The following is a 19,118-nucleotide window of genomic DNA, read 5'->3' on the forward strand; positions in this document are numbered from 1 at the left end:
ACCCGCTGCGACGAGCTTCACATCCCGTGATTCGAAGCTGTGAGTGACCGCACGCCTACCACGAAAGAGTGATGCGTGGTAAGTAACTCGCCATGCTGTCGGGCCCGCGCCGTACCGAGCCGCCCCTGGGCGCGGTTCGTCGGCTCACGGTGGGGCTGCTGTTCCTCGGCGCCGTGACCCACGCCGGTTTCCTGGCCGAGGTGGTGCTCGACACCTACCTGTCGCCGTGGCACACCGTTCCGGCTCGGCTGGCCGCCGACGGGCAGCCTCACCGAGAGGTGTTCCGGGCCGCCGACGGCATCACCGGGGCGGTCTTCGTGCTGGTCTGTCCCGCGCTGTTCCGTATCGCGCCCGTGCACTGGCCGGGCAGGCTCACCGTGCTGGTGCTGTTCGAGTTCGGGGTGTTGCTGCTGCTTCGGGCGGCGTTCCCACCCGAGTGCCTTCCCGTGGAGGCCGGGTTGTGCGCCGCGCCGACGGGACGGCCCACCGAACTGCCGGTGCTGCTGGCGAGCGTGCACTACGTGGCCGGGCCGTTGATCGTGGGGGCGTGGTGGCAGGGCCCGTGGAAAGTGGCCATGCGCACGTTGCTGGCCGTCCAGTTCGCGCTGTGGGCGGCGCTCGTCGCCGCGGATTGGTTGTTCGAGGGATGGTTCGTGGGTCTGGTCGCGCGGACGCAGGTCATAGGGGGTTCGGTGTTGTTCACGCTAGGTGCCGTCTACGTGCTGCGCATGGGGATGTCCCGGCGGACTCGCAGGTGCCAGTCGTCCCCGCGGGCGGAGAGGACCGCGCCGTGCCCGGGCTGATCGGGCCCGTCGCCGACGAACGCGAGGGGCTGCTCGACTACCTGGCACAGCAGCGTTACGTGTTGTGCCTCGCCGCGTACGGGCTGACCGAACAGCAGATCCGCAGTACGCCGACGGTGAGTTCGCTGAGCATCGGCGGTCTCCTCAAGCACGTCTGCCGCACGGAGCGGGCCTGGATCGACCTCGTCGTCGGCCGCGCCCCCACCGACCCCGGCGACGATCTGCACCTGACCCCCGACGAGACCCTCGCCGACCTCATCGGGGAGTACGAGCGGGTGGCCACCCGGACCGAGCAGGTCGTCGTCGACATCGACGACCTCGGTCGTCCCGTGCCCGTGCCCCGTGACGTGCCGTGGTTCCCGGACGATGTCGACGCGTGGTCGGTGCGGTGGGTGCTGCTGCACCTCATCGAGGAGACGGCCCGGCATGCCGGGCACGCCGACATCATCCGGGAGGCGATCGACGGCGCCACCGCGTTGTCGCTCATGGCGGCGGCGGAGGGCTGGCCGCGAACCCCGTGGCTGTCACCGTGGCGCCCGCCGGAGCACCCCGGTCAGGGGTCGAACAGCGCGGGTTGAGCGCTGTGAGCGCGCTCCACGCCGAGCAGCCGTTGTTTGGCGGCGACCCCTCCCGGCCCGGAAAACCCGCCGATCCCGCCGTTCGCGGCCAGCACCCGATGACACGGCACGATGGGCGCGAACGGGTTTGCTCCCAGCGCGCGACCCACGGCCCGTGCCGCGTACGGCTCGCCCAGAGCGGCGGCCACGTCGCCGTACGTCACCGTGCGACCCACGCCCACCGTGCGGACGAATTCGTAGACCCGCCGGTGGAACTCGGGCACGGCGGAGAAGTCGAGCGGTACGTCCGACAGTTCCACCGCCTCCCCACGCAGCAGCGCCCTCACTCCGTTGACCACGGGCCGCAGTGACGCGGGGACGGGGGTCTCGGCCGCCTCGGGCACCGCGGTGGAAAGCCGCGCGCGGGCCTCGTCGGCGTCGCCGACGGGAAGCAGGCTGCGCACCACGACGTCGCCCCGCCACGCGATCCCGCAGTGTCCGAGGGCCGTGTCGAACACGGCGAATCCGGTGGGCTCGGGCGTCACCGGCGGTGGCTTTCCCGCCAGAGGTTGGTCATGGGCAGTCGGCGGTCGCGGCCGAACGCCTTGAACGTGATCTTCGTGCCGGGCGGGTACTGCCTGCGCTTGTACTCCGCGCGATCCACCATCCGAACCACGCGGTCGACAACCTCGGCGTCGAACCCGGCCGCGATCAGGTCGGCGAAACCGCGGTCGCCCTCGACGTAGTCGTCGAGGATGTCGTCGAGCAACGCGTAGTCGGGCAACGAGTCGGTGTCGAGCTGCCCCGGCCGCAGCTCGGCCGACGGGGGCTTGGTGATCGAGTTCGGGGGGATCGGCGGGGTCTCGCCGCGTTTCTCGGCCTCCGCGTTGCGCCAGCGCGCGAGTTTCCACACCTGCGTCTTGAACACGTCCTTGATGGGGGCGAACCCACCCACCGCGTCGCCGTAGATCGTGGAGTAGCCGACGGCCAGCTCGGTCTTGTTGCCGGTGGCGAGCACGAGGTGGCCTTCCAGGTTGGACAGTGCCATCAGCAGCATGCCTCGCACGCGGGCCTGGATGTTCTCCTCCGCGAGCCCCGTGAGGTTCAGTTGGTCGACGTAGGTGGCGACCATGTTCTCCACGGACTCGACGCGGAAGTGGCAGCCGAGACGCCGAGCCAGATCGGCGGCATCGGCGCGCGAGTGCTCCGAGGAGTACTTCGACGGCATCGACACGCCGTGGACGGCGTCGGCGCCGAGCGCGTCGACGGCCAGCGCGGCCGTCACCGCGGAGTCGATGCCCCCGGAGAACCCGAGGATCACCGAGCGGAAACCGTTCTTCCGCACGTAGTCGCGCAGGCCCACCACCAGGGCCGACCACACCTCCGCCTCGTCGGGCAACGGTTCGGCGACCACGAGCCGGTGGGTGGGGGAGTACGGCTCCACCGGGGTGTCGCCGAGCACCCGGCGCCGCACCCGGAAACCCTTCACGGTGCCGTCGAGGCCTTCGCGTTCGCGCCGCGGCAGCTCGACGTCGACCACGAGCAGATGCTCGACGAACTGGGGCGCGCGCCCCAGCAGCGTCCCGTCGGGGGACACCACGATGGAATCGCCGTCGAACACCAGGTCGTCCTGCCCACCGACCTGGTTCGTGTACACGATCGGGGCCTTGGCCTCGGCGGCCCGCCGGGCCACCAGGGGCAGCCGGACGTCGTCCTTGGCCCGCTCGTAGGGCGAGGCGTTGGGGGAGAGCACGAGATCCACCCCGGCCGCGCCCAGCGCGGTGATCGGACCGCCGTCCTGCCACAGGTCCTCGCACACCACCATGCCCAGGTCGACGCCGTGCAGCCGCAGCACGGTGAGCTCGCTGCCCGGCTTGAAGTACCGACGCTCGTCGAACACGCCGTAGTTCGGCAGGTGGTGCTTGAACTGCCGGGCCACCACCTCGCCCCGGTACAGCGCCGCGACGGCGTTGCGCGGTCCCACCTCGTCGGAGTCGAGGTACCCCACGACCACGAGCAGGTCCCCGCACCCGGCGTCCGCTACCGCGGTGGCGAGGTCGTCGACGGCGGCCTTCGACGCCGCGGTGAACGCGCCGCGCAGCGCGAGATCCTCCACTGGGTACCCGGTCAGCGTCATCTCGGGGAACACCACGACGTGGGCTCCCTCCGCCGCCGCCAACCGGGTGCGCTCGACGACGAGTTCCGCGTTGCCGGAGAGGTCACCGACGCTCGTGTTCACCTGGGCCAGGGCGATGCGCAGTTGTGGCATGCCCTCATTCTCACCCATGAATTCACGATCGCTTCTTGCGAAGCATGCTTCGTACCTTCTTGAGTGCCTGCTCGGCGTCGGAGTCGAACGGGTTGTCCTGCACCAGATAGGTCCAGGTGGACGTGGGTCTGCGGACGCCGGCGCGCGCCAGGTCGATGCCCTCGTCCGTGATCTCGGCCTCCACCAACGTCTTGGCGGAGCGCTTCTCCAACTCGTCGCGGATCTTGCGGAACGCCGGGATCGCCGTGCGGTGGAACTCGTCGAGCGGGGTCTCCTTCGCGAGCGCGCGCAGGTGGATCGTCTCCCGCACCTCGGTGAGGAACGCCAGGTGATCGGCCCAGAGCTGGTCGAGGTGGAACAGCACGATCTCCCGGCACACTCGCCGCAGCGTCTCCGCGTCGAGCGACTCCGAAAGCTCGGAGTAGCGGTCCGGTACGGCCTCCTGCAACAGGGTGGCGCCCGCGTCGGTGCGCAGGACCTCGTCCCGGAAGCGCAGCAACTCCGCCCGTTGGTGCTCGATGAGCCGGGTGTAGCGCCACGTGTTGCGGTGGATCTCCAGGTCGACGCCCTCGGCGACGCGCTGGGCGTGGTTGATCTGCCGGTGGGCGGCCGCGTCGGTGATCTCGCCGGTGTCCTCGTCGCTCGGGATGCCCTCGGGGACGTCGGGCGCGTGCGCGAGCACCAATTCGTCGCCGAGGCTGGCGAAGAACACCGAGCTGCCCGGATCGCCCTGCCGCCCCGCGCGTCCGCGAAGTTGGTCGTCCAACCTGCTGCTCGGGTACCGGGCGGTGCCGATGACGTGGAGCCCACCGAGTTCCGCGACCCGTTCGGCGTCCGCGCCGTCGGCGCCCCCGAGCCGGATGTCGGTGCCCCGGCCCGCCATCTGCGTCGACACCGTGATCGCCCCGTACGCTCCGGCCCCGGCGATGACGGCGGCCTCCTCGGCGTCGTTGCGCGCGTTGAGGACGACGCACGACAACCCGGCCTTGCGCAACTTCTCCGCCAGCTCCTCGGACTCGGCGACGTCCTGGGTGCCCACGAGGATCGGTCGCCCGGTCTCGTGCACCTTCCGGATCTCCTCCACGATGGCGCGGAGTTTGTGACGCGGGGTGGCGTACACGCGGTGGGGGAGGTCCTCGCGGATCATGGGCGTGTTCGGCGGGATGACGGCCACCTCGAGCTCGTAGAACTCCCGCAGCTGCTCGGCCACCGCCACCGCGGTGCCGGTCATGCCCGCTACCTGGGGATAGCGCGCGATCAGCGCCTGCACCGTGATGGAGTCGAGGATCTCCCCGTGGTCCGACGGCGGGAGCTGTTCCTTCGCCTCCACCGCGGCCTGAAGCCCGTCGGGCCAGCGCTGCAATTCGGCGACCCGGCCCCGTGAGGCGTTGATGAGCTGGACCTTCCCGTCCCGGACCAGGTAGTCGACGTCCCGCGTCAACAGTGCGTGCGCGTGGAGGGCGGCGTTCACCGCCGCGAGCCGGTCGGAGCCCTCCTCGGCGTAGAGGTCGATGCCGCCGAGCGCCTTCTCCACCACGGAGGCGCCCGCCGGGGTAAGCCAGGCGTTGCGGCCGTCGGGGTCGGTCTCGTAGTGCAGCCCGACCCGCAGGCGCCGCACGATGTTGGCGACCTCCTGGTCGGCCACCCCGGCGTCCACGGAACCCGCCATCACCAGCGGCACGCGCGCTTCGTCCACGAGGACCGAGTCGGCCTCGTCCACGATGGCGACTTCGGGCTCCGGTTGCGTGAGATCCTCCACCGACGTCACCAGCCGGTCGCGCAGGACGTCGAACCCGATCTCGCTCACGGCGCCGTAGCAGACCTCGCGGTGGTAGGCGGCGCGCCGTTCCTCGGCGGTCAACGCCGGTTCAACCCAGCCCACCGACACCCCGAGCAGGTCGTACACCGGGCGCATCCATTCGGCGTCGCGGCGCGCGAGGTAGTCGTTCACCGAGATGACGTGCACGCGCTTGCCCTGCAACGCGTATCCCGCCGCGGCCAGGGCGCCGGCCAACGTCTTGCCCTCACCGGTGGCCATCTGCACGACGTGTCCCGTGAGCAGGCCCATCGTGCCCAGCAACTGCACGTCGAACGCGCGCTCGCCGAGGGCCCGCCGCGCCGCCTCCCTGCCCAGCGCGCACACCTCGATCAGCAGCTCGGTGTCGGTCCGCTCCGTCTCCCGGACGGCCGCCGCGCGCTCGGTGAGCTCGGCGTCGGACAACTTCTCCAGCTCGGGCTCCAGCTCGCCGATCCGGGGGAGAAGTTCTTCGTACCGTGTCAGGTCCGCACTCGCGGGCCGGGACAGCATTCGTCTCAGCTTCTGCGAAACCCGGCTCCAGAACGCCACCTGCGCCTCTCCCCTCTACTCGCCCGCGCCACGCCCAACGTAGCCGTCGTCGTGCCGAGTTCCCAGTGCTGATGGCACGATCGCAGCGTGCGCACGACGAAACGCTACCCGGCGATGGCGGCGACGCTCCTCCTTCTTTCGTCGCTGACCGCCTGTTCGAGCTCTGCCGACGACGGACCGACCGTGCCCGCGGGCCCGGTCCCCGAGGGACTGGAGGAGTTCTACTCCCAGCGGCTCGAATGGGGTGACTGCGCGCCGTACGCCAAGGACGCGACGGCGAGGCAGGCGTTCGCGGGTGAGGGCCTGGAGTGCGCGAGGCTCACCGTCCCGTTGTCCTACTCCGAGCCGCAAGGCACCACGATCACCGTCGGGTTGCTTCGCAAGCGGGCGAGCGACCCCGACAACCGCATCGGCTCGCTGGTGCTGAACCCGGGCGGTCCCGGTGGCTCGGGAATGAGCGCGGCGGCGCAGCTTTCGACCGCCGTCGAGAACACCGAGTTGGGTGAGCGGTTCGACCTCGTGGGCTTTGACCCGCGCGGGATAGGGGCGAGCGAGCCCACCGTCAAATGCCTCACCGACGCCGAGATGGACGCCGACCGCGCCGACATGACCGCCATGGACGGCGTCGACGACGTCGCCGACGCGGAGCGGGAGGCGAAGGAGTTCGCCGCCAAGTGCGCCGAACGCACCCCGCACGGCGAGAAGATGCTCGCCAACCTCGGCACCCGCGACGTGGTGCGCGACATGGACGTGCTGCGATCCGCGCTGGGCGACGAGAAGCTCACCTATCTCGGCTACTCCTACGGCACGCGCATCGGCTACACCTACGCCGAGACGTTCCCACGCAACGTGCGCGCGCTGCTGCTCGACGGGGCGCTCGACCCCGAGCAGGACATGCTCGACTCGTTGGTCGCCCAGGCCGAGGGGTTCGGTGGCACCTTCGGCAAGTTCGTCGAGTGGTGCGTCACCCGCCCCGACTGCGCGCTGGGAAGCAACGCGGACACGGCCGTGCAGGCCTACCAGGACCTCGTCCGTCCGCTGCTGGACGAGCCGGTGAAACTGCCCGACGGCCGAGTGCTCTCCTACGAGGACGCCACCACCGGCACCGTGGCGGCGCTGTACAGCAAGCAGCTCTGGCCGAGCCTCAACCGGGGGCTGGCCACACTCGCCGAGGGCGAGGGCACGCTCATGATGGCGTTGGCCGACACCTACTACGAGCGCGGTCCCGACGGGAAGTACTCCTCGACGCAGACGGGCCTGGTGGCGATCCGCTGCGTCGACGACCCGCCCGTGACCGACCGCGAGAGCATCGAGGCGGCCCAGGCCGAGTACTTGGAGAAGGCCGAGTTCCTCGACCCCGGTCTGCCGCCCTCCTCGGCGAGGGACGCCTGCGCGTTCTGGCCGGTCGAGCACACTTCCGAGCCCCACCTGCCCGACGTCGAGGGGATACCGCCGACGCTGGTGGTCTCCACGACGAACGACCCCGCCACGCCGTACCAGGCGGGCGTCAACCTCGCGAAGGCGATGGGCGGCAGGCTCCTGACGTTCGAGGGCGCCCAGCACACGGCGTTCCTCTCGGTGGGCAACGAGTGCGTCGACCGCGCGGGTATCGCCTACCTCGTCCACGGCACCCTTCCCCCGGAGGGCACCCGATGCCGGTGAGTCGTCCGGTCACGACCGGTCCGCGGGCTCGTCCGCGGACCGGGAGCCGGTCGCGTTGTGCTCGCTCAGGGCGAGCTCCAACTGCACGGCGCCTTCGTTCTTCTTCCTCGGCGGTACCTGAACCCAGATCCGCATGAGCCGGCCGCTTGCACCCGCGATCCAGAACTTGACGTCGACGTCGTCGTGCACCCCCGCCACCAGTGCCGAGATGGCCCGATGGTCCAACTCGCCGTCGACCCGGTAGGTCTCGACGTCGTCCAGTTCCTCGCGGGTCTCCGTCTGTAGGTCGGTGGCCTCCGTGAGCAGTCGCCGGAGGCCCTTTTCGGGGTCCAGCAACCGAGCCGGGGTGTACTCGGCGGGCGCGGGCCGCTGAGTGGTCTCGCCGTCCGGGTCGGTCAGCGTGAGGGTGTCGTCGGTGAGGACGAACGAGTACTGGACGCGTTCGGTGAACAGTTGCGCGTCGGCTTCCCCGCTCGCCGTGCCGTTCGGTCCGCCCTCACGATCGGCGACACCTTCGACCTCCCGCACCGACAGGCCGGGGATCTCGCCGCTCACCCGGAACTCGAAGGCCACGCTGGTCAGCTCGCGCAGGTTCTCCGCAGCTTCCTCGACCAACCCCGTCGCCTCGGGGAGCGGCCCGGTGTTGTCCGGGTTACCGGCGCACGCCGACAGCGACGCCGACCCGATCAGCGCGACGAGGGAGAGCCGAGCAAGACGACGGAGGACCATGCGCGTTACCGTAGCCGGGCGTTCTCCGCCGATCCGACGAGGTCCGCCCCCCTCACCGGGGGGAGGAATGCCGCCCGGAAACATCCGCTTAACACGGTGAGCATATGGTCGCGGCATGGATCGCCAGCAGGAGTTCGTGCTGCGCACGCTGGAGGAACGCGACATCAGGTTCGTGCGCCTGTGGTTCACCGACGTCCTCGGGTTCCTCAAGTCGGTGGCCATCGCGCCCGCCGAACTCGAAGGCGCCTTCAACGAGGGCATCGGTTTCGACGGCTCGGCCATCGAAGGCTTCGCGCGGGTGTACGAGTCCGACATGGTGGCCAAACCCGATCCTGCGACGTTCCAGGTCCTGCCTTGGGAGACCACGGACGGCGACCGCTACTCCGCGCGGATGTTCTGCGACATCGCCATGCCGGACGGCTCGCCCTCGTGGGCCGATCCCCGCCACGTGCTGCGCCGCCAGCTCGCGAAGGCCAGTGAGGCGGGCTTCACCTGCTACGTGCATCCCGAGATCGAGTTCTTCCTCCTGGCCAACATGCCCGAGGACGGTCGGGAGCCCGAGCCCGCCGACAACGGGGGGTACTTCGACCAGGCCAGCCACGCCACGGCGACCCATTTCCGCCGCCACGCCATCGAGGCGTTGGAGGAGATGGGCATCTCCGTCGAGTTCTCCCACCACGAGGGCGCGCCGGGGCAGCAGGAGATCGACCTGCGGTACGCCGACGCGCTGACGATGGCCGACAACGTGATGACGTTCCGCTACGTCGTCAAGGAGGTCGCCATCACGCAGGGCGTGCGAGCCACCTTCATGCCGAAGCCGTTCAGCGACCAACCCGGTTCGGGGATGCACACCCACGTGTCGTTGTTCGAAGGCGACCGCAACGCCTTCTACAGCCCGGAGGACCCGTATGAGTTGTCCGAGACGGGCAAGGCCTTCGTTGCGGGGCTGCTGCACCACGCGAGGGAGATCTCGGCGATCACGAACCAGTGGGTGAACTCCTACAAGCGTCTGATCCAGGGCGGCGAGGCCCCGACGACGGTCTCGTGGGGGCGTGCCAATCGTTCGGCGCTGGTGCGCGTACCCATGTACTCGCCGGGCAAGGCGTCCTCGCGACGGGTGGAGATCCGCACCCCCGACTCGGCGTGCAACCCCTACCTGGCGTACTCGGTGATCCTCGCGGCCGGACTGAAGGGGATCGAGAAGGGCTACGAACTGCCGCCCGCCGCCGAGGACAACATCTGGTCGCTCTCCGACGCCGAGCGCAAGGCGGCCGGCTACGTCGAGCTGCCCCAGAACCTGGGCGAGGCACTCGCCGAGATGGAACGGTCGGAGTTGCTACCGGAGGCCCTGGGCGAGCACGTCTACGACTTCTTCCTCCGCAACAAGCGCGTCGAGTGGGACAACTACCGCAGCCAGGTCACGCCGTACGAGCTGAAGACCTTGCTTCCGGTGCTGTGAGCTGCTCGGCGCCCCCGCACCCCGCCTGACCTGTGGTTTTGTGGTTTGGGGGACCCCCCTGTTGGTGGGTTTTTTGGGGGGTGTAATCTTTTGTTCGTCGCCGGGGAGACCGGCCGGGACCGGAAAGCGGTTCGGGGCGGGTTACTCGGTGGGGAATGGCGAACCAAGCTCCCACGGTTGTGGTAGAGTGGGCCTTCCCGGTTGGGTGTGACTGCTTCATCGCTGGTTTTGGTGGTGGGGTGGGTTGCGCCCGGCGACTGGAAATACACTCGGTGTGTTGTTTGAGAACTCAACAGTGTGCTAGTGATTGTCAGCTAGTAGTGCTTTTTTGCCCCTTTTGTGGGTTTCTTTGAGATGACAGGTGAGTCATCGGATTGAATTCATTGTTGGAGAGTTTGATCCTGGCTCAGGACGAACGCTGGCGGCGTGCTTAACACATGCAAGTCGAACGCTGAAGCCCAGCTTGCTGGGTGGATGAGTGGCGAACGGGTGAGTAACACGTGGGTAATCTGCCCCGTACTCCGGGATAAGCCCGGGAAACTGGGTCTAATACCGGATAGGACACGCTATCGCATGGTGGTGTGTGGAAAGCTCCGGCGGTACGGGATGAGCCCGCGGCCTATCAGCTTGTTGGTGGGGTGATGGCCTACCAAGGCGACGACGGGTAGCCGGCCTGAGAGGGTGACCGGCCACACTGGGACTGAGACACGGCCCAGACTCCTACGGGAGGCAGCAGTGGGGAATATTGCACAATGGGCGCAAGCCTGATGCAGCGACGCCGCGTGGGGGATGACGGCCTTCGGGTTGTAAACCCCTTTCGCCCGGGACGAAGCGTAAGTGACGGTACCGGGAGAAGAAGCACCGGCCAACTACGTGCCAGCAGCCGCGGTAATACGTAGGGTGCAAGCGTTGTCCGGAATTATTGGGCGTAAAGAGCTCGTAGGCGGTGTGTCACGTCTGCCGTGAAAACCTGCGGCTTAACCGTGGGCGTGCGGTGGATACGGGCATCACTTGAGTTCGGTAGGGGAGACTGGAATTCCTGGTGTAGCGGTGGAATGCGCAGATATCAGGAGGAACACCGGTGGCGAAGGCGGGTCTCTGGGCCGATACTGACGCTGAGGAGCGAAAGCGTGGGGAGCGAACAGGATTAGATACCCTGGTAGTCCACGCCGTAAACGTTGGGCGCTAGGTGTGGGGTGCTGTTCACGTGTCCCGTGCCGTAGCTAACGCATTAAGCGCCCCGCCTGGGGAGTACGGCCGCAAGGCTAAAACTCAAAGGAATTGACGGGGGCCCGCACAAGCGGCGGAGCATGTGGATTAATTCGATGCAACGCGAAGAACCTTACCTGGGCTTGACATGCACCGGATCGGCGTAGAGATACGTCTTCCCTTGTGGCTGGTGCACAGGTGGTGCATGGCTGTCGTCAGCTCGTGTCGTGAGATGTTGGGTTAAGTCCCGCAACGAGCGCAACCCTTGTCCCATGTTGCCAGCGGGTTATGCCGGGGACTCGTGGGAGACTGCCGGGGTCAACTCGGAGGAAGGTGGGGATGACGTCAAGTCATCATGCCCCTTATGTCCAGGGCTTCACACATGCTACAATGGCCGGTACAATGGGCTGCGATACCGTGAGGTGGAGCGAATCCCTGAAAGCCGGTCTCAGTTCGGATCGTAGTCTGCAACTCGACTGCGTGAAGTCGGAGTCGCTAGTAATCGCAGATCAGCATTGCTGCGGTGAATACGTTCCCGGGCCTTGTACACACCGCCCGTCACGTCATGAAAGTCGGTAACACCCGAAGCCCATGGCCCAACCCCTTGTGGGAGGGAGTGGTCGAAGGTGGGACTGGCGATTGGGACGAAGTCGTAACAAGGTAGCCGTACCGGAAGGTGCGGCTGGATCACCTCCTTTCTAAGGAGCTTTTGGCTCTTGGAGCTTATGTGAACCGCTACTAGTGAGGTCTTGCCGTGGTTCGTGCCCGTGGGGGTGCGGGGTGGGGCCGGTCGCTGGCATGCTGTTGGGTCCTGAGGCAACACGCTGGTGTTGTTTCCGGTGTGGTGTTTGAGAATTGCAGAGTGGGTGCGAGCATCTTTGTGGTCAAGTTGTGTAGGGCATACGGTGGATGTCTTGGCACCAGGGGCCGATGAAGGACGTGGGAGGCTGCGATAAGCCTCGGGGAGCTGCCAACCGAGCTGTGATCCGAGGATGTCCGAATGGGGAAACCCGGCACCCGTGATAATGGGGTGTCACCCGCCGGTGAATATATAGCCGGTGTGGAGGGAACGCGGGGAAGTGAAACATCTCAGTACCCGTAGGAAGAGAAAACAACCGTGATTCCGTGAGTAGTGGCGAGCGAAAGCGGAAGAGGCTAAACCGTGCACATGGTAAAGCTGTCAGGCGTTGTGTGTGCGGTGTTGTGGGAGCCACCTGCCAGTAGCTGACACTGCTGGGGATGGTGTGTGTGGTTAGTGGAACACGTTGGGATGCGTGACCGGAGAGGGTGAGAGTCCCGTACGCGAAAACCGCATGGCATTGTCTTGGTGGTGTTCCCGAGTAGCAGCGAGCTCGTGGAATTCGCTGTGAATCTGCCGGGACCACCCGGTAAGCCTAAATACTTCCTGGTGACCGATAGCGGACGAGTACCGTGAGGGAAAGATGAAAAGTACCCCGGGAGGGGAGTGAAAGAGTACCTGAAACCGTGTGCCTGCAAGCCGTCAGAGCCTTCGGGTGATGGCGTGCCTTTTGAAGAATGAGCCTGCGAGTTAGTGCTACGTGGCGAGGTTAACCCGTGGGGGGTAGCCGGAGCGAAAGCGAGTCTGAATAGGGCGTTGTAGTCGCGTGGTCTAGACCCGAAGCGGGGTGATCTACCCATGGCCAGGGTGAAGCGCCGGTAAGACGGTGTGGAGGCCCGAACCCACCAGGGTTGAAAACCTGGGGGATGAGCTGTGGGTAGGGGTGAAAGGCCAATCAAACTCCGTGATAGCTGGTTCTCCCCGAAATGCATTTAGGTGCAGCGTCGTGTGTTTCACATCTGGGGTAGAGCTACTGGATGGCCTAGGGGGCTTACCGGCTTACCGAAGTCAACCAAACTCCGAATACAGGTGTGTGAGAGCACGGCAGTGAGACGGCGGGGGATAAGCTTCGTCGTCGAGAGGGAAACAGCCCAGAACACCAGCTAAGGCCCCTAAGTGTGTGCTGAGTGGGAAAGGATGTGGAGTCGCTGAGACAACCAGGAGGTTGGCTTAGAAGCAGCCATCCTTGAAAGAGTGCGTAATAGCTCACTGGTCAAGTGGTTCTGCGCCGACAATGTAGCGGGGCTAAGCACACCGCCGAAGCTGTGTCATTCACATGTGTGATCGGCTCGAGTCCTTCGGGGTTCGGGTCCAGTCGTGTGGATGGGTAGGGGAGCGTCCTGCATCCAGGGAAGCGGCCGGGGAACCGAGTCGTGGAGGGTGCGGGAGTGAGAATGCAGGCATGAGTAGCGAATGCAGAGTGAGAATCTCTGCCGCCGGATGACCAAGGGTTCCTGGGCCAGGTTGTTCCGCCCAGGGTAAGTCGGGACCTAAGGCGAGGCCGACAGGCGTAGTCGATGGACAACGGGTTGATATTCCCGTACCCGCGTAGGCGCGTCCCTGGTGAGGCAGGTGAGACTAACCACCCGCTCCGCGCGTTCGCCCTTCGGGGTGGTGTGTGGGGTGCGTGGGACCTGAGCTTGTAGTAGCCAAGCGATGGGGTGACGCAGGAAGGTAGCCCCGCCAGTCAGTGGTGATACTGGTGTAAGCGTGTGGCCCGCTCGATAGGCAAATCCGTCGAGCTGTCCTTCGAGGACGAGGGTGAGGCGTGATGCATAGCCGTTGCGGCGAAGTAGGGTGATCCTCTGCTGCCGAGAAAAGCCTCTAGCGAGTGCCTTCGCGGCCCGTACCCCAAACCGACACAGGTGGTCAGGTAGAGAATACCAAGGCGATCGGGTGAACTGTGGTTAAGGAACTCGGCAAATTGCCCCCGTAACTTCGGGAGAAGGGGGGCCAAAGCACCTGAAGCTCCTTGCGGGCTAGGGTGGGTTGGCCGCAGAGACCAGCGGAAAGCGACTGTTTATTAAAAACACAGGTCCATGCGAAGACGTAAGTCGATGTATATGGACTGACGCCTGCCCGGTGCTGGAACGTTAAGAGGACCGGTTAGCCCCTTTCGGGGGGTGAAGCTGAGAATTTAAGCGCCAGTAAACGGCGGTGGTAACTATAACCATCCTAAGGTAGCGAAATTCCTTGTCGGGTAAGTTCCGACCTGCACGAATGGCGTAACGACTTTCCGGCTGTCTCAACCACAGGCCCGGCGAAATTGCACTACGAGTAAAGATGCTCGTTTCGCGCGGCAGGACGGAAAGACCCCGGGACCTTTACTACAGCTTGGTATTGGTTTTCGGTTCGGCTTGTGTAGGATAGGTGGGAGACTGGGAAGCGGCCACGCCAGTGGTCGTGGAGTCGCTGTTGAAATACCACTCTGGCCGGATTGGGAATCTAACCTCGGACCGTGATCCGGTTCAGGGACAGTGCCTGGTGGGTAGTTTAACTGGGGCGGTTGCCTCCTAAAGGGTAACGGAGGCGCCCAAAGGTTCCCTCAGCCTGGTTGGCAATCAGGTGTTGAGTGTAAGTGCACAAGGGAGCTTGACTGTGAGACCGACGGGTCGAGCAGGTGCGAAAGCAGGGACTAGTGATCCGGCACCTCCTGGTGGAAGGGGTGTCGCTCAACGGATAAAAGGTACCCCGGGGATAACAGGCTGATCTTGCCCAAGAGTCCATATCGACGGCATGGTTTGGCACCTCGATGTCGGCTCGTCGCATCCTGGGGCCGGAGTAGGTCCCAAGGGTTGGGCTGTTCGCCCATTAAAGCGGCACGCGAGCTGGGTTTAGAACGTCGTGAGACAGTTCGGTCCCTATCCGCCGCGCGCGTTGGAGACTTGAGGAAGGCTGTCCCTAGTACGAGAGGACCGGGACGGACGAACCTCTGGTATGCCAGTTGTCCCGCCAGGGGCATGGCTGGTTAGCTACGTTCGGAAGGGATAACCGCTGAAGGCATCTAAGCGGGAAGCCTGTTCCAAGATGAGGTCTCCCACCACCATGGAGTGGGTAAGGCCCCCCAGAGACGATGGGGTTGATAGGCCAGACATGGACGCACAGTAATGTGTTTATGAGTGGACTGGTACTAATCGGCCGAGGGCTTGACCACAAAGACGCTACGCACCCACTCTGCGACTCTGAAACACCACCCTGGTGTGCCAGTGGTTGTTTCACAGAGTTTCGGTGGTAATAGCGGTGGGGAAACGCCCGGTCCCATTCCGAACCCGGAAGCTAAGCCCACCAGCGCCGATGGTACTGCACCCGCCGGGGTGTGGGAGAGTAGGACACCGCCGAACATAACTTCACTAAGGAAATGCCCCAGCGGTTGGCTGGTCGAGAGATTTTCTCCCGCCGACCCTGGGGCATTTCCCTTTTCAGGGGCTGTGAGTATTGCTTTCGGGACGGGCCGAAGCCGTAAGCTGGGCGGGTGAGCGCACCTCGTCTTCTCGTTGTCCAGCTGGACCCGTTGGAGCCATTGGGACCACTCGGTGACTGGTTCGCCGAGGCTGGTGCGTCGATCGATTCGCGATCGATGCCGGAACACGAGTTGCCCTCCTCGCTGGACGACCACGACGGAATCGTGGTGCTCGGTGGCCGGATGAAGGCCGAGCAGGACGACCGTTATCCGTGGTTGGCCGCAGTCAGGTCGCTGTTGAGCGCGGCCGTCGCGCACGACAAGAGCACGCTGGGTATTTGCCTCGGCGCGCAGTTGCTCGCGGCCGCGGCCGGAGGTCGGGTGAGGGCCGGGCATGACGGGCCGGAGATCGGTCCGGCACTCGTGGCGAAGAAAGACGCGGCATGGACCGACCCGTTGTTCGCAGACCTCCCTCTTTTGCAGGACGTCCTGGAGTTCCATACGGACGAGATCGCTCAACTACCACCGGGGGCCGTCCTGCTGGGGGCGTCGCCGAGGTACGAGAATCAGGCGTTCCGCTTGGGGCGGAAGGTTTACGGCCTCCAGTTCCACATCGAGACCACCCCGGACGTGGTGTTGCGTTGGGCGGCCGACCTCGGGGAGGGAGCGGATGCCGTACCGGCCTCGCTCGACGAGGAGGCGTTGACACAGGCTCATGCCGACATCGCCGAGACATGGCGGCCCTTCGCTCATCGGTTCGTCGAACTCGCCGCGGGGAAGCTCGAACCCGCGCAGCCCGTCCGTCCCTCCCTGCCGATCACCGATGGCTGATCGAGCTCGACCGGGGGCGTCGGCAGCTCGCTACGGCTTCACCGAGCGCGGCGCCCAAGAGGCATTGCGCACCACGGGTTGGTGGAACGACGTCGGCCCCGATCCCGAGGCCGGCGACGTGTTGGCGGCGCTCGCGCGTACGCCGGACCCCAATCTCGCGTTGCTCACCGTGGAGCGCATTCGGAACGCGGACGAGAGCGCGTGGCCGGAACTCGACGCCGCGTTGCGTACCGACTTCCAGTTTCGAGCCAGGCTGTTGTCGGTGCTCGGATATTCCACGGTGCTCGGCGACCTGGTCGTCAGTGATCCGGGGTGGTGGCATCGCCTCGCCGTACCCACGCTGACGCCGGTACGGGAGTACGACGCGCGGTTGGCCGATGCCGTCACCACCGACGACGGCACCGTGCTCACCGGCACGGCCGCCGTGCGAGCGTTGCGCGCCACGTATCGCGGCTTGTTGCTGGAGATCGCGGCGTCGGATCTCGCGCACGTCGTCGAGCCGAAGTTGGAGGAAGTGCCGCTCGGTGAGATCACCGGGGCGTTGACCGCCCTGGCCGAGGCCGCGTTGCGAACCGGGTTGCTAGTCGCCGAGCACGAGGTGGGACACAGCGCCGACGCGACGTTGGCGGTTATCGCGATGGGGAAGTGCGGCGCGCGCGAACTCAACTACGTCAGCGATGTCGACGTCGTGTTCGTCGGCGAGGGAGACATCGGGATCGCGACGAGGTTGGCCTCGACACTCATGCGTGTCGTGAGTCAGGCCTGTTTCGAGGTCGACGCGGCGCTGCGGCCGGAGGGGAAGACCGGGGCTCTCGTCCGGTCGCTCGAAAGCCACGAGGCGTACTACACGCGATGGGCCAGGACGTGGGAGTTCCAGGCGTTGCTCAAGGCGAGGCCGGTGGCGGGCGATGTCGAGTTGGGGCGTCGTTACGCCGAGCTTGTCGCGCCCATGGTCTGGTCGGCCGCGGAACGGGAGGACTTCGTCGCCGACGTGCAGCGGATGCGCCGTCGTGTCGAGCGGCACGTCCCCGCCGATCTCGCCGACCGGGAACTGAAACTCGGCCGTGGCGGGCTGCGTGACGTCGAGTTCGCCGTTCAGTTGCTCCAGCTCGTGCACGGCCGAGCCGACACCACGCTGCGATCACCTTCTACTGTGGACGCGCTGGAGGCGTTGGGGGCCGGTGGCTACGTGGGCAGGGCCGACGCGGCGGAGTTGCGGGAGTCCTACGAGTTCCTGCGCACGGTGGAACACCGGTTGCAACTCAGGGGACTGCGGCGCACCCACCTGTTCCCCGAGTTCGACGACGTGGAACAGCTGCGGTGGTTGGCACGGGCGAGCGGGGTGCGGCCGTCGCGAGGCCGCGCCGAGAGCGAAGTGTTGACCGCCGAGTTCCGTAGGCACGCGCGCCGGGTGCGGCGGTTGCACGAGAAGTTGTTCTACCGGCCGCTGCTGGAGGCGGTGTCGAAGGTTCCCACGGCGGCGTTGCGGTTGACGACCCAGCAGGCCGCCAGCCGGTTGGCGGCACTCGGGTACCTCGCCCCCGACGGGGCGCTCCGGCACATCCGTGCGTTGACGGCCGGGGTGTCGAGGAGGGCAGCGATCCAGCAGACGCTGTTGCCCGTGCTGCTGGATCTGTTCGCGGACACCCCCGATCCGGACGGTGGTCTGCTGGCGTACCGGCGCGTGTCCGAAGCGTTGGCCGAAACCCCGTGGTATCTCAGGGTGTTGCGGGACGAGGCGGCCGTCGTCGAGCGGCTCGCCATGTTGCTGGGAACCTCCAAACTGGTGCCGGACCTGTTGGTACGTGCTCCCGAGGTGTTGCAACGGCTGGGGGATCGCGACGCGCTCGCGGGGCGGGACCCCGAGGAAGTGGCACGGTCGTTGCGTGCCGCGGCGGGCAGGCAGCCGGACATGGAGGCCACCGTGGTGGCGGCGCGTTCACTGCGCCGGCACGAGTTGCTGCGGGTGGCGTGTGCCGACCTGCTCGGACTGCTCGACGTCAGCTCGGTCTGCGTCGCGTTGTCGTCCATCTGGACGGCGGTGTTGCAAGCGGCGTTGGCCGCCGCCCTGCGGAGGAAGGCCGAGGAAGCGGGCGGTGAGCGGGCACGCATCGCCGTGATCGGCATGGGCAGGCTCGGCGGCGAGGAGCTCGGGTACGGCTCCGACGCCGACGTGATGTTCGTGTGCGAACCGGTGGCCGGTGCGAGCGACTCCGAGGCCGTCCGGTTCGCCACCGCCGTGGCCGAGTCGGTGCGTTCGGCGCTCGGGGCGCCGAGTCAGGACCCGCCGTTGGTGGTGGACACCGAGTTACGGCCCGAGGGACGCAGCGGCCCGCTGGTCCGCACGTTGGACTCCTACCTCGCCTACTACGCCCGCTGGGGAGAGGTGTGGGAGGCCCAGGCCCTGTTGCGGGCTCGGGTCGTGGCCGGTGACGCGGAACTCGGGGAGCGCTTCCTGGAGGCCATAGCGCCCCTGCGCTACCCGGCCGGCGGTCTCGACGCGGCGAAGACACGTCAGATCCGGCGCATCAAGGCGAGAGTGGAGACCGAACGCCTGCCCAAGGGCGCGGACCCCACCACGCACACGAAACTCGGCCGTGGCGGTCTGGCGGACGTGGAGTGGACGGCGCAGTTGATGCAGTTGCGGTACGCCCACGACGTTCCCGAGCTGCGCACGACCTCGACTTCCGGCGCGTTGCGGACGCTCGCCGACGTGGGGTTGGCCGATCGGGAGGACGTGAACTCGCTCGTCCGGGCCTGGGAACTGGCCACTCGGGCGCGCAACGTGACGATGCTCGTCCGAGGCAAGTCGTCCGATCAGCTTCCCGCCTCGGGACGGGAACTGGCCGCGGTGGCGCGGGTGTTCGGGGCTTCCGCCGACGACGATCCGGGGGAATTCCTCGACACCTACCGGCGGGTGACCCGTCGCGCTCATGCCGTGGTGCAGCGGTTGTTCTACGAGTCGTGAGGGTCACCACCACGGGACGGCGGGG

The 19,118-nt window shown here is 66.5% G+C and carries 10 protein-coding genes and 3 rRNA genes; 9 read left to right on the top strand and 4 right to left on the bottom strand.

Features of this window, described 5'->3' with window-relative positions; genetic code table 11:
* Positions 1 to 92 precede the first annotated feature (92 nt).
* Positions 93 to 803: a hypothetical protein gene (locus SACGLDRAFT_RS03735; protein ID WP_005461871.1), complete on the top strand. Its 711-nt coding sequence runs from the start codon at positions 93 to 95 to the stop codon at positions 801 to 803.
* Entirely contained in the window at positions 791 to 1,381 is a 591-nt protein-coding gene (locus tag SACGLDRAFT_RS03740) for a DinB family protein (RefSeq protein WP_005461872.1), read from the top strand. The genes SACGLDRAFT_RS03735 and SACGLDRAFT_RS03740 overlap by 13 nt, the downstream gene beginning before the upstream one ends.
* Here the strand turns inward: SACGLDRAFT_RS03740 and SACGLDRAFT_RS03745 are convergent.
* Genes SACGLDRAFT_RS03745 through secA2 form a run of 3 tightly spaced genes read right to left on the bottom strand, consistent with a single transcriptional unit; the run spans position 1,357 to position 5,976 of the window.
* Complete coding sequence (locus tag SACGLDRAFT_RS03745; RefSeq protein ID WP_005461873.1) at positions 1,357 to 1,905, bottom strand: methylated-DNA--[protein]-cysteine S-methyltransferase; 549 nt, start codon at positions 1,903 to 1,905, stop codon at positions 1,357 to 1,359. The two genes, SACGLDRAFT_RS03740 and SACGLDRAFT_RS03745, sit on opposite strands and share 25 nt — an antisense overlap.
* A complete protein-coding gene (locus SACGLDRAFT_RS03750; protein ID WP_040919556.1) occupies positions 1,902 to 3,629 on the bottom strand; it encodes an NAD+ synthase in 1,728 nt (575 codons plus the stop codon). Before SACGLDRAFT_RS03750 ends, SACGLDRAFT_RS03745 begins: the two co-directional genes overlap by 4 nt.
* Positions 3,630 to 3,651: 22 nt before the next feature.
* Positions 3,652 to 5,976, bottom strand: coding sequence for an accessory Sec system translocase SecA2 (gene secA2, locus SACGLDRAFT_RS03755; RefSeq protein WP_005461875.1), 2,325 nt, complete (start codon positions 5,974 to 5,976; stop codon positions 3,652 to 3,654).
* A gap of 87 nt (positions 5,977 to 6,063) precedes the next feature.
* Between secA2 and SACGLDRAFT_RS03760 the strand changes: the two genes are divergently transcribed.
* Complete coding sequence (locus SACGLDRAFT_RS03760; RefSeq protein ID WP_040918502.1) at positions 6,064 to 7,638, top strand: alpha/beta hydrolase; 1,575 nt, start codon at positions 6,064 to 6,066, stop codon at positions 7,636 to 7,638.
* 9 nt (positions 7,639 to 7,647) lie between these two features.
* Here the strand turns inward: SACGLDRAFT_RS03760 and SACGLDRAFT_RS03765 are convergent, their stop codons facing one another.
* Positions 7,648 to 8,367 (bottom strand): LppX_LprAFG lipoprotein, encoded by a 720-nt coding sequence (locus SACGLDRAFT_RS03765; RefSeq protein ID WP_005461878.1) that lies wholly within the window; start codon positions 8,365 to 8,367, stop codon positions 7,648 to 7,650.
* A 115-nt stretch (positions 8,368 to 8,482) separates the two neighbouring features.
* Between SACGLDRAFT_RS03765 and glnA the strand changes: the two genes are divergently transcribed.
* The 6 genes from glnA (at position 8,483) to SACGLDRAFT_RS03795 (ending at position 19,093) form a co-directional block, all read left to right on the top strand.
* A complete protein-coding gene (gene glnA / locus SACGLDRAFT_RS03770) occupies positions 8,483 to 9,826 on the top strand; it encodes a type I glutamate--ammonia ligase (RefSeq protein ID WP_005461880.1) in 1,344 nt (447 codons plus the stop codon).
* Between the two features lie 383 nt (positions 9,827 to 10,209).
* Positions 10,210 to 11,733: ribosomal RNA gene (locus tag SACGLDRAFT_RS03775) — 16S ribosomal RNA — on the top strand.
* A gap of 184 nt (positions 11,734 to 11,917) precedes the next feature.
* Positions 11,918 to 15,048 (top strand): 23S ribosomal RNA (locus SACGLDRAFT_RS03780).
* Positions 15,049 to 15,118: 70 nt separating this feature from the next.
* A 5S ribosomal RNA gene (gene rrf / locus SACGLDRAFT_RS03785) occupies positions 15,119 to 15,235 on the top strand.
* The 16S, 23S and 5S rRNA genes sit together here, the layout of an rRNA operon.
* 131 nt (positions 15,236 to 15,366) lie before the next feature.
* Positions 15,367 to 16,125, top strand: coding sequence for a type 1 glutamine amidotransferase (locus tag SACGLDRAFT_RS03790; protein WP_005461882.1), 759 nt, complete (start codon positions 15,367 to 15,369; stop codon positions 16,123 to 16,125).
* A complete protein-coding gene (locus tag SACGLDRAFT_RS03795; RefSeq protein ID WP_005461884.1) occupies positions 16,118 to 19,093 on the top strand; it encodes a bifunctional [glutamine synthetase] adenylyltransferase/[glutamine synthetase]-adenylyl-L-tyrosine phosphorylase in 2,976 nt (991 codons plus the stop codon). Before SACGLDRAFT_RS03790 ends, SACGLDRAFT_RS03795 begins: the two co-directional genes overlap by 8 nt.
* The last annotated feature ends 25 nt before the right edge of the window (positions 19,094 to 19,118 follow it).

It is taken from the genome of Saccharomonospora glauca K62, from assembly GCF_000243395.2.
Taxonomy (GTDB): domain Bacteria; phylum Actinomycetota; class Actinomycetes; order Mycobacteriales; family Pseudonocardiaceae; genus Saccharomonospora; species Saccharomonospora glauca.

Excerpts from the sequence above, each read along its gene's own strand:
- SACGLDRAFT_RS03795 (WP_005461884.1), top strand. The coding sequence starts at position 16,118 with ATGGCTGATCGAGCTCGACCGGGGGCGTCGGCAGCTCGCTACGGCTTC.
- SACGLDRAFT_RS03750 (WP_040919556.1), bottom strand. The coding sequence starts at position 3,629 with ATGCCACAACTGCGCATCGCCCTGGCCCAGGTGAACACGAGCGTCGGT.
- SACGLDRAFT_RS03735 (WP_005461871.1), top strand. The coding sequence starts at position 93 with ATGCTGTCGGGCCCGCGCCGTACCGAGCCGCCCCTGGGCGCGGTTCGT.
- glnA (WP_005461880.1), top strand. The coding sequence starts at position 8,483 with ATGGATCGCCAGCAGGAGTTCGTGCTGCGCACGCTGGAGGAACGCGAC.
- SACGLDRAFT_RS03765 (WP_005461878.1), bottom strand. The coding sequence starts at position 8,367 with ATGGTCCTCCGTCGTCTTGCTCGGCTCTCCCTCGTCGCGCTGATCGGG.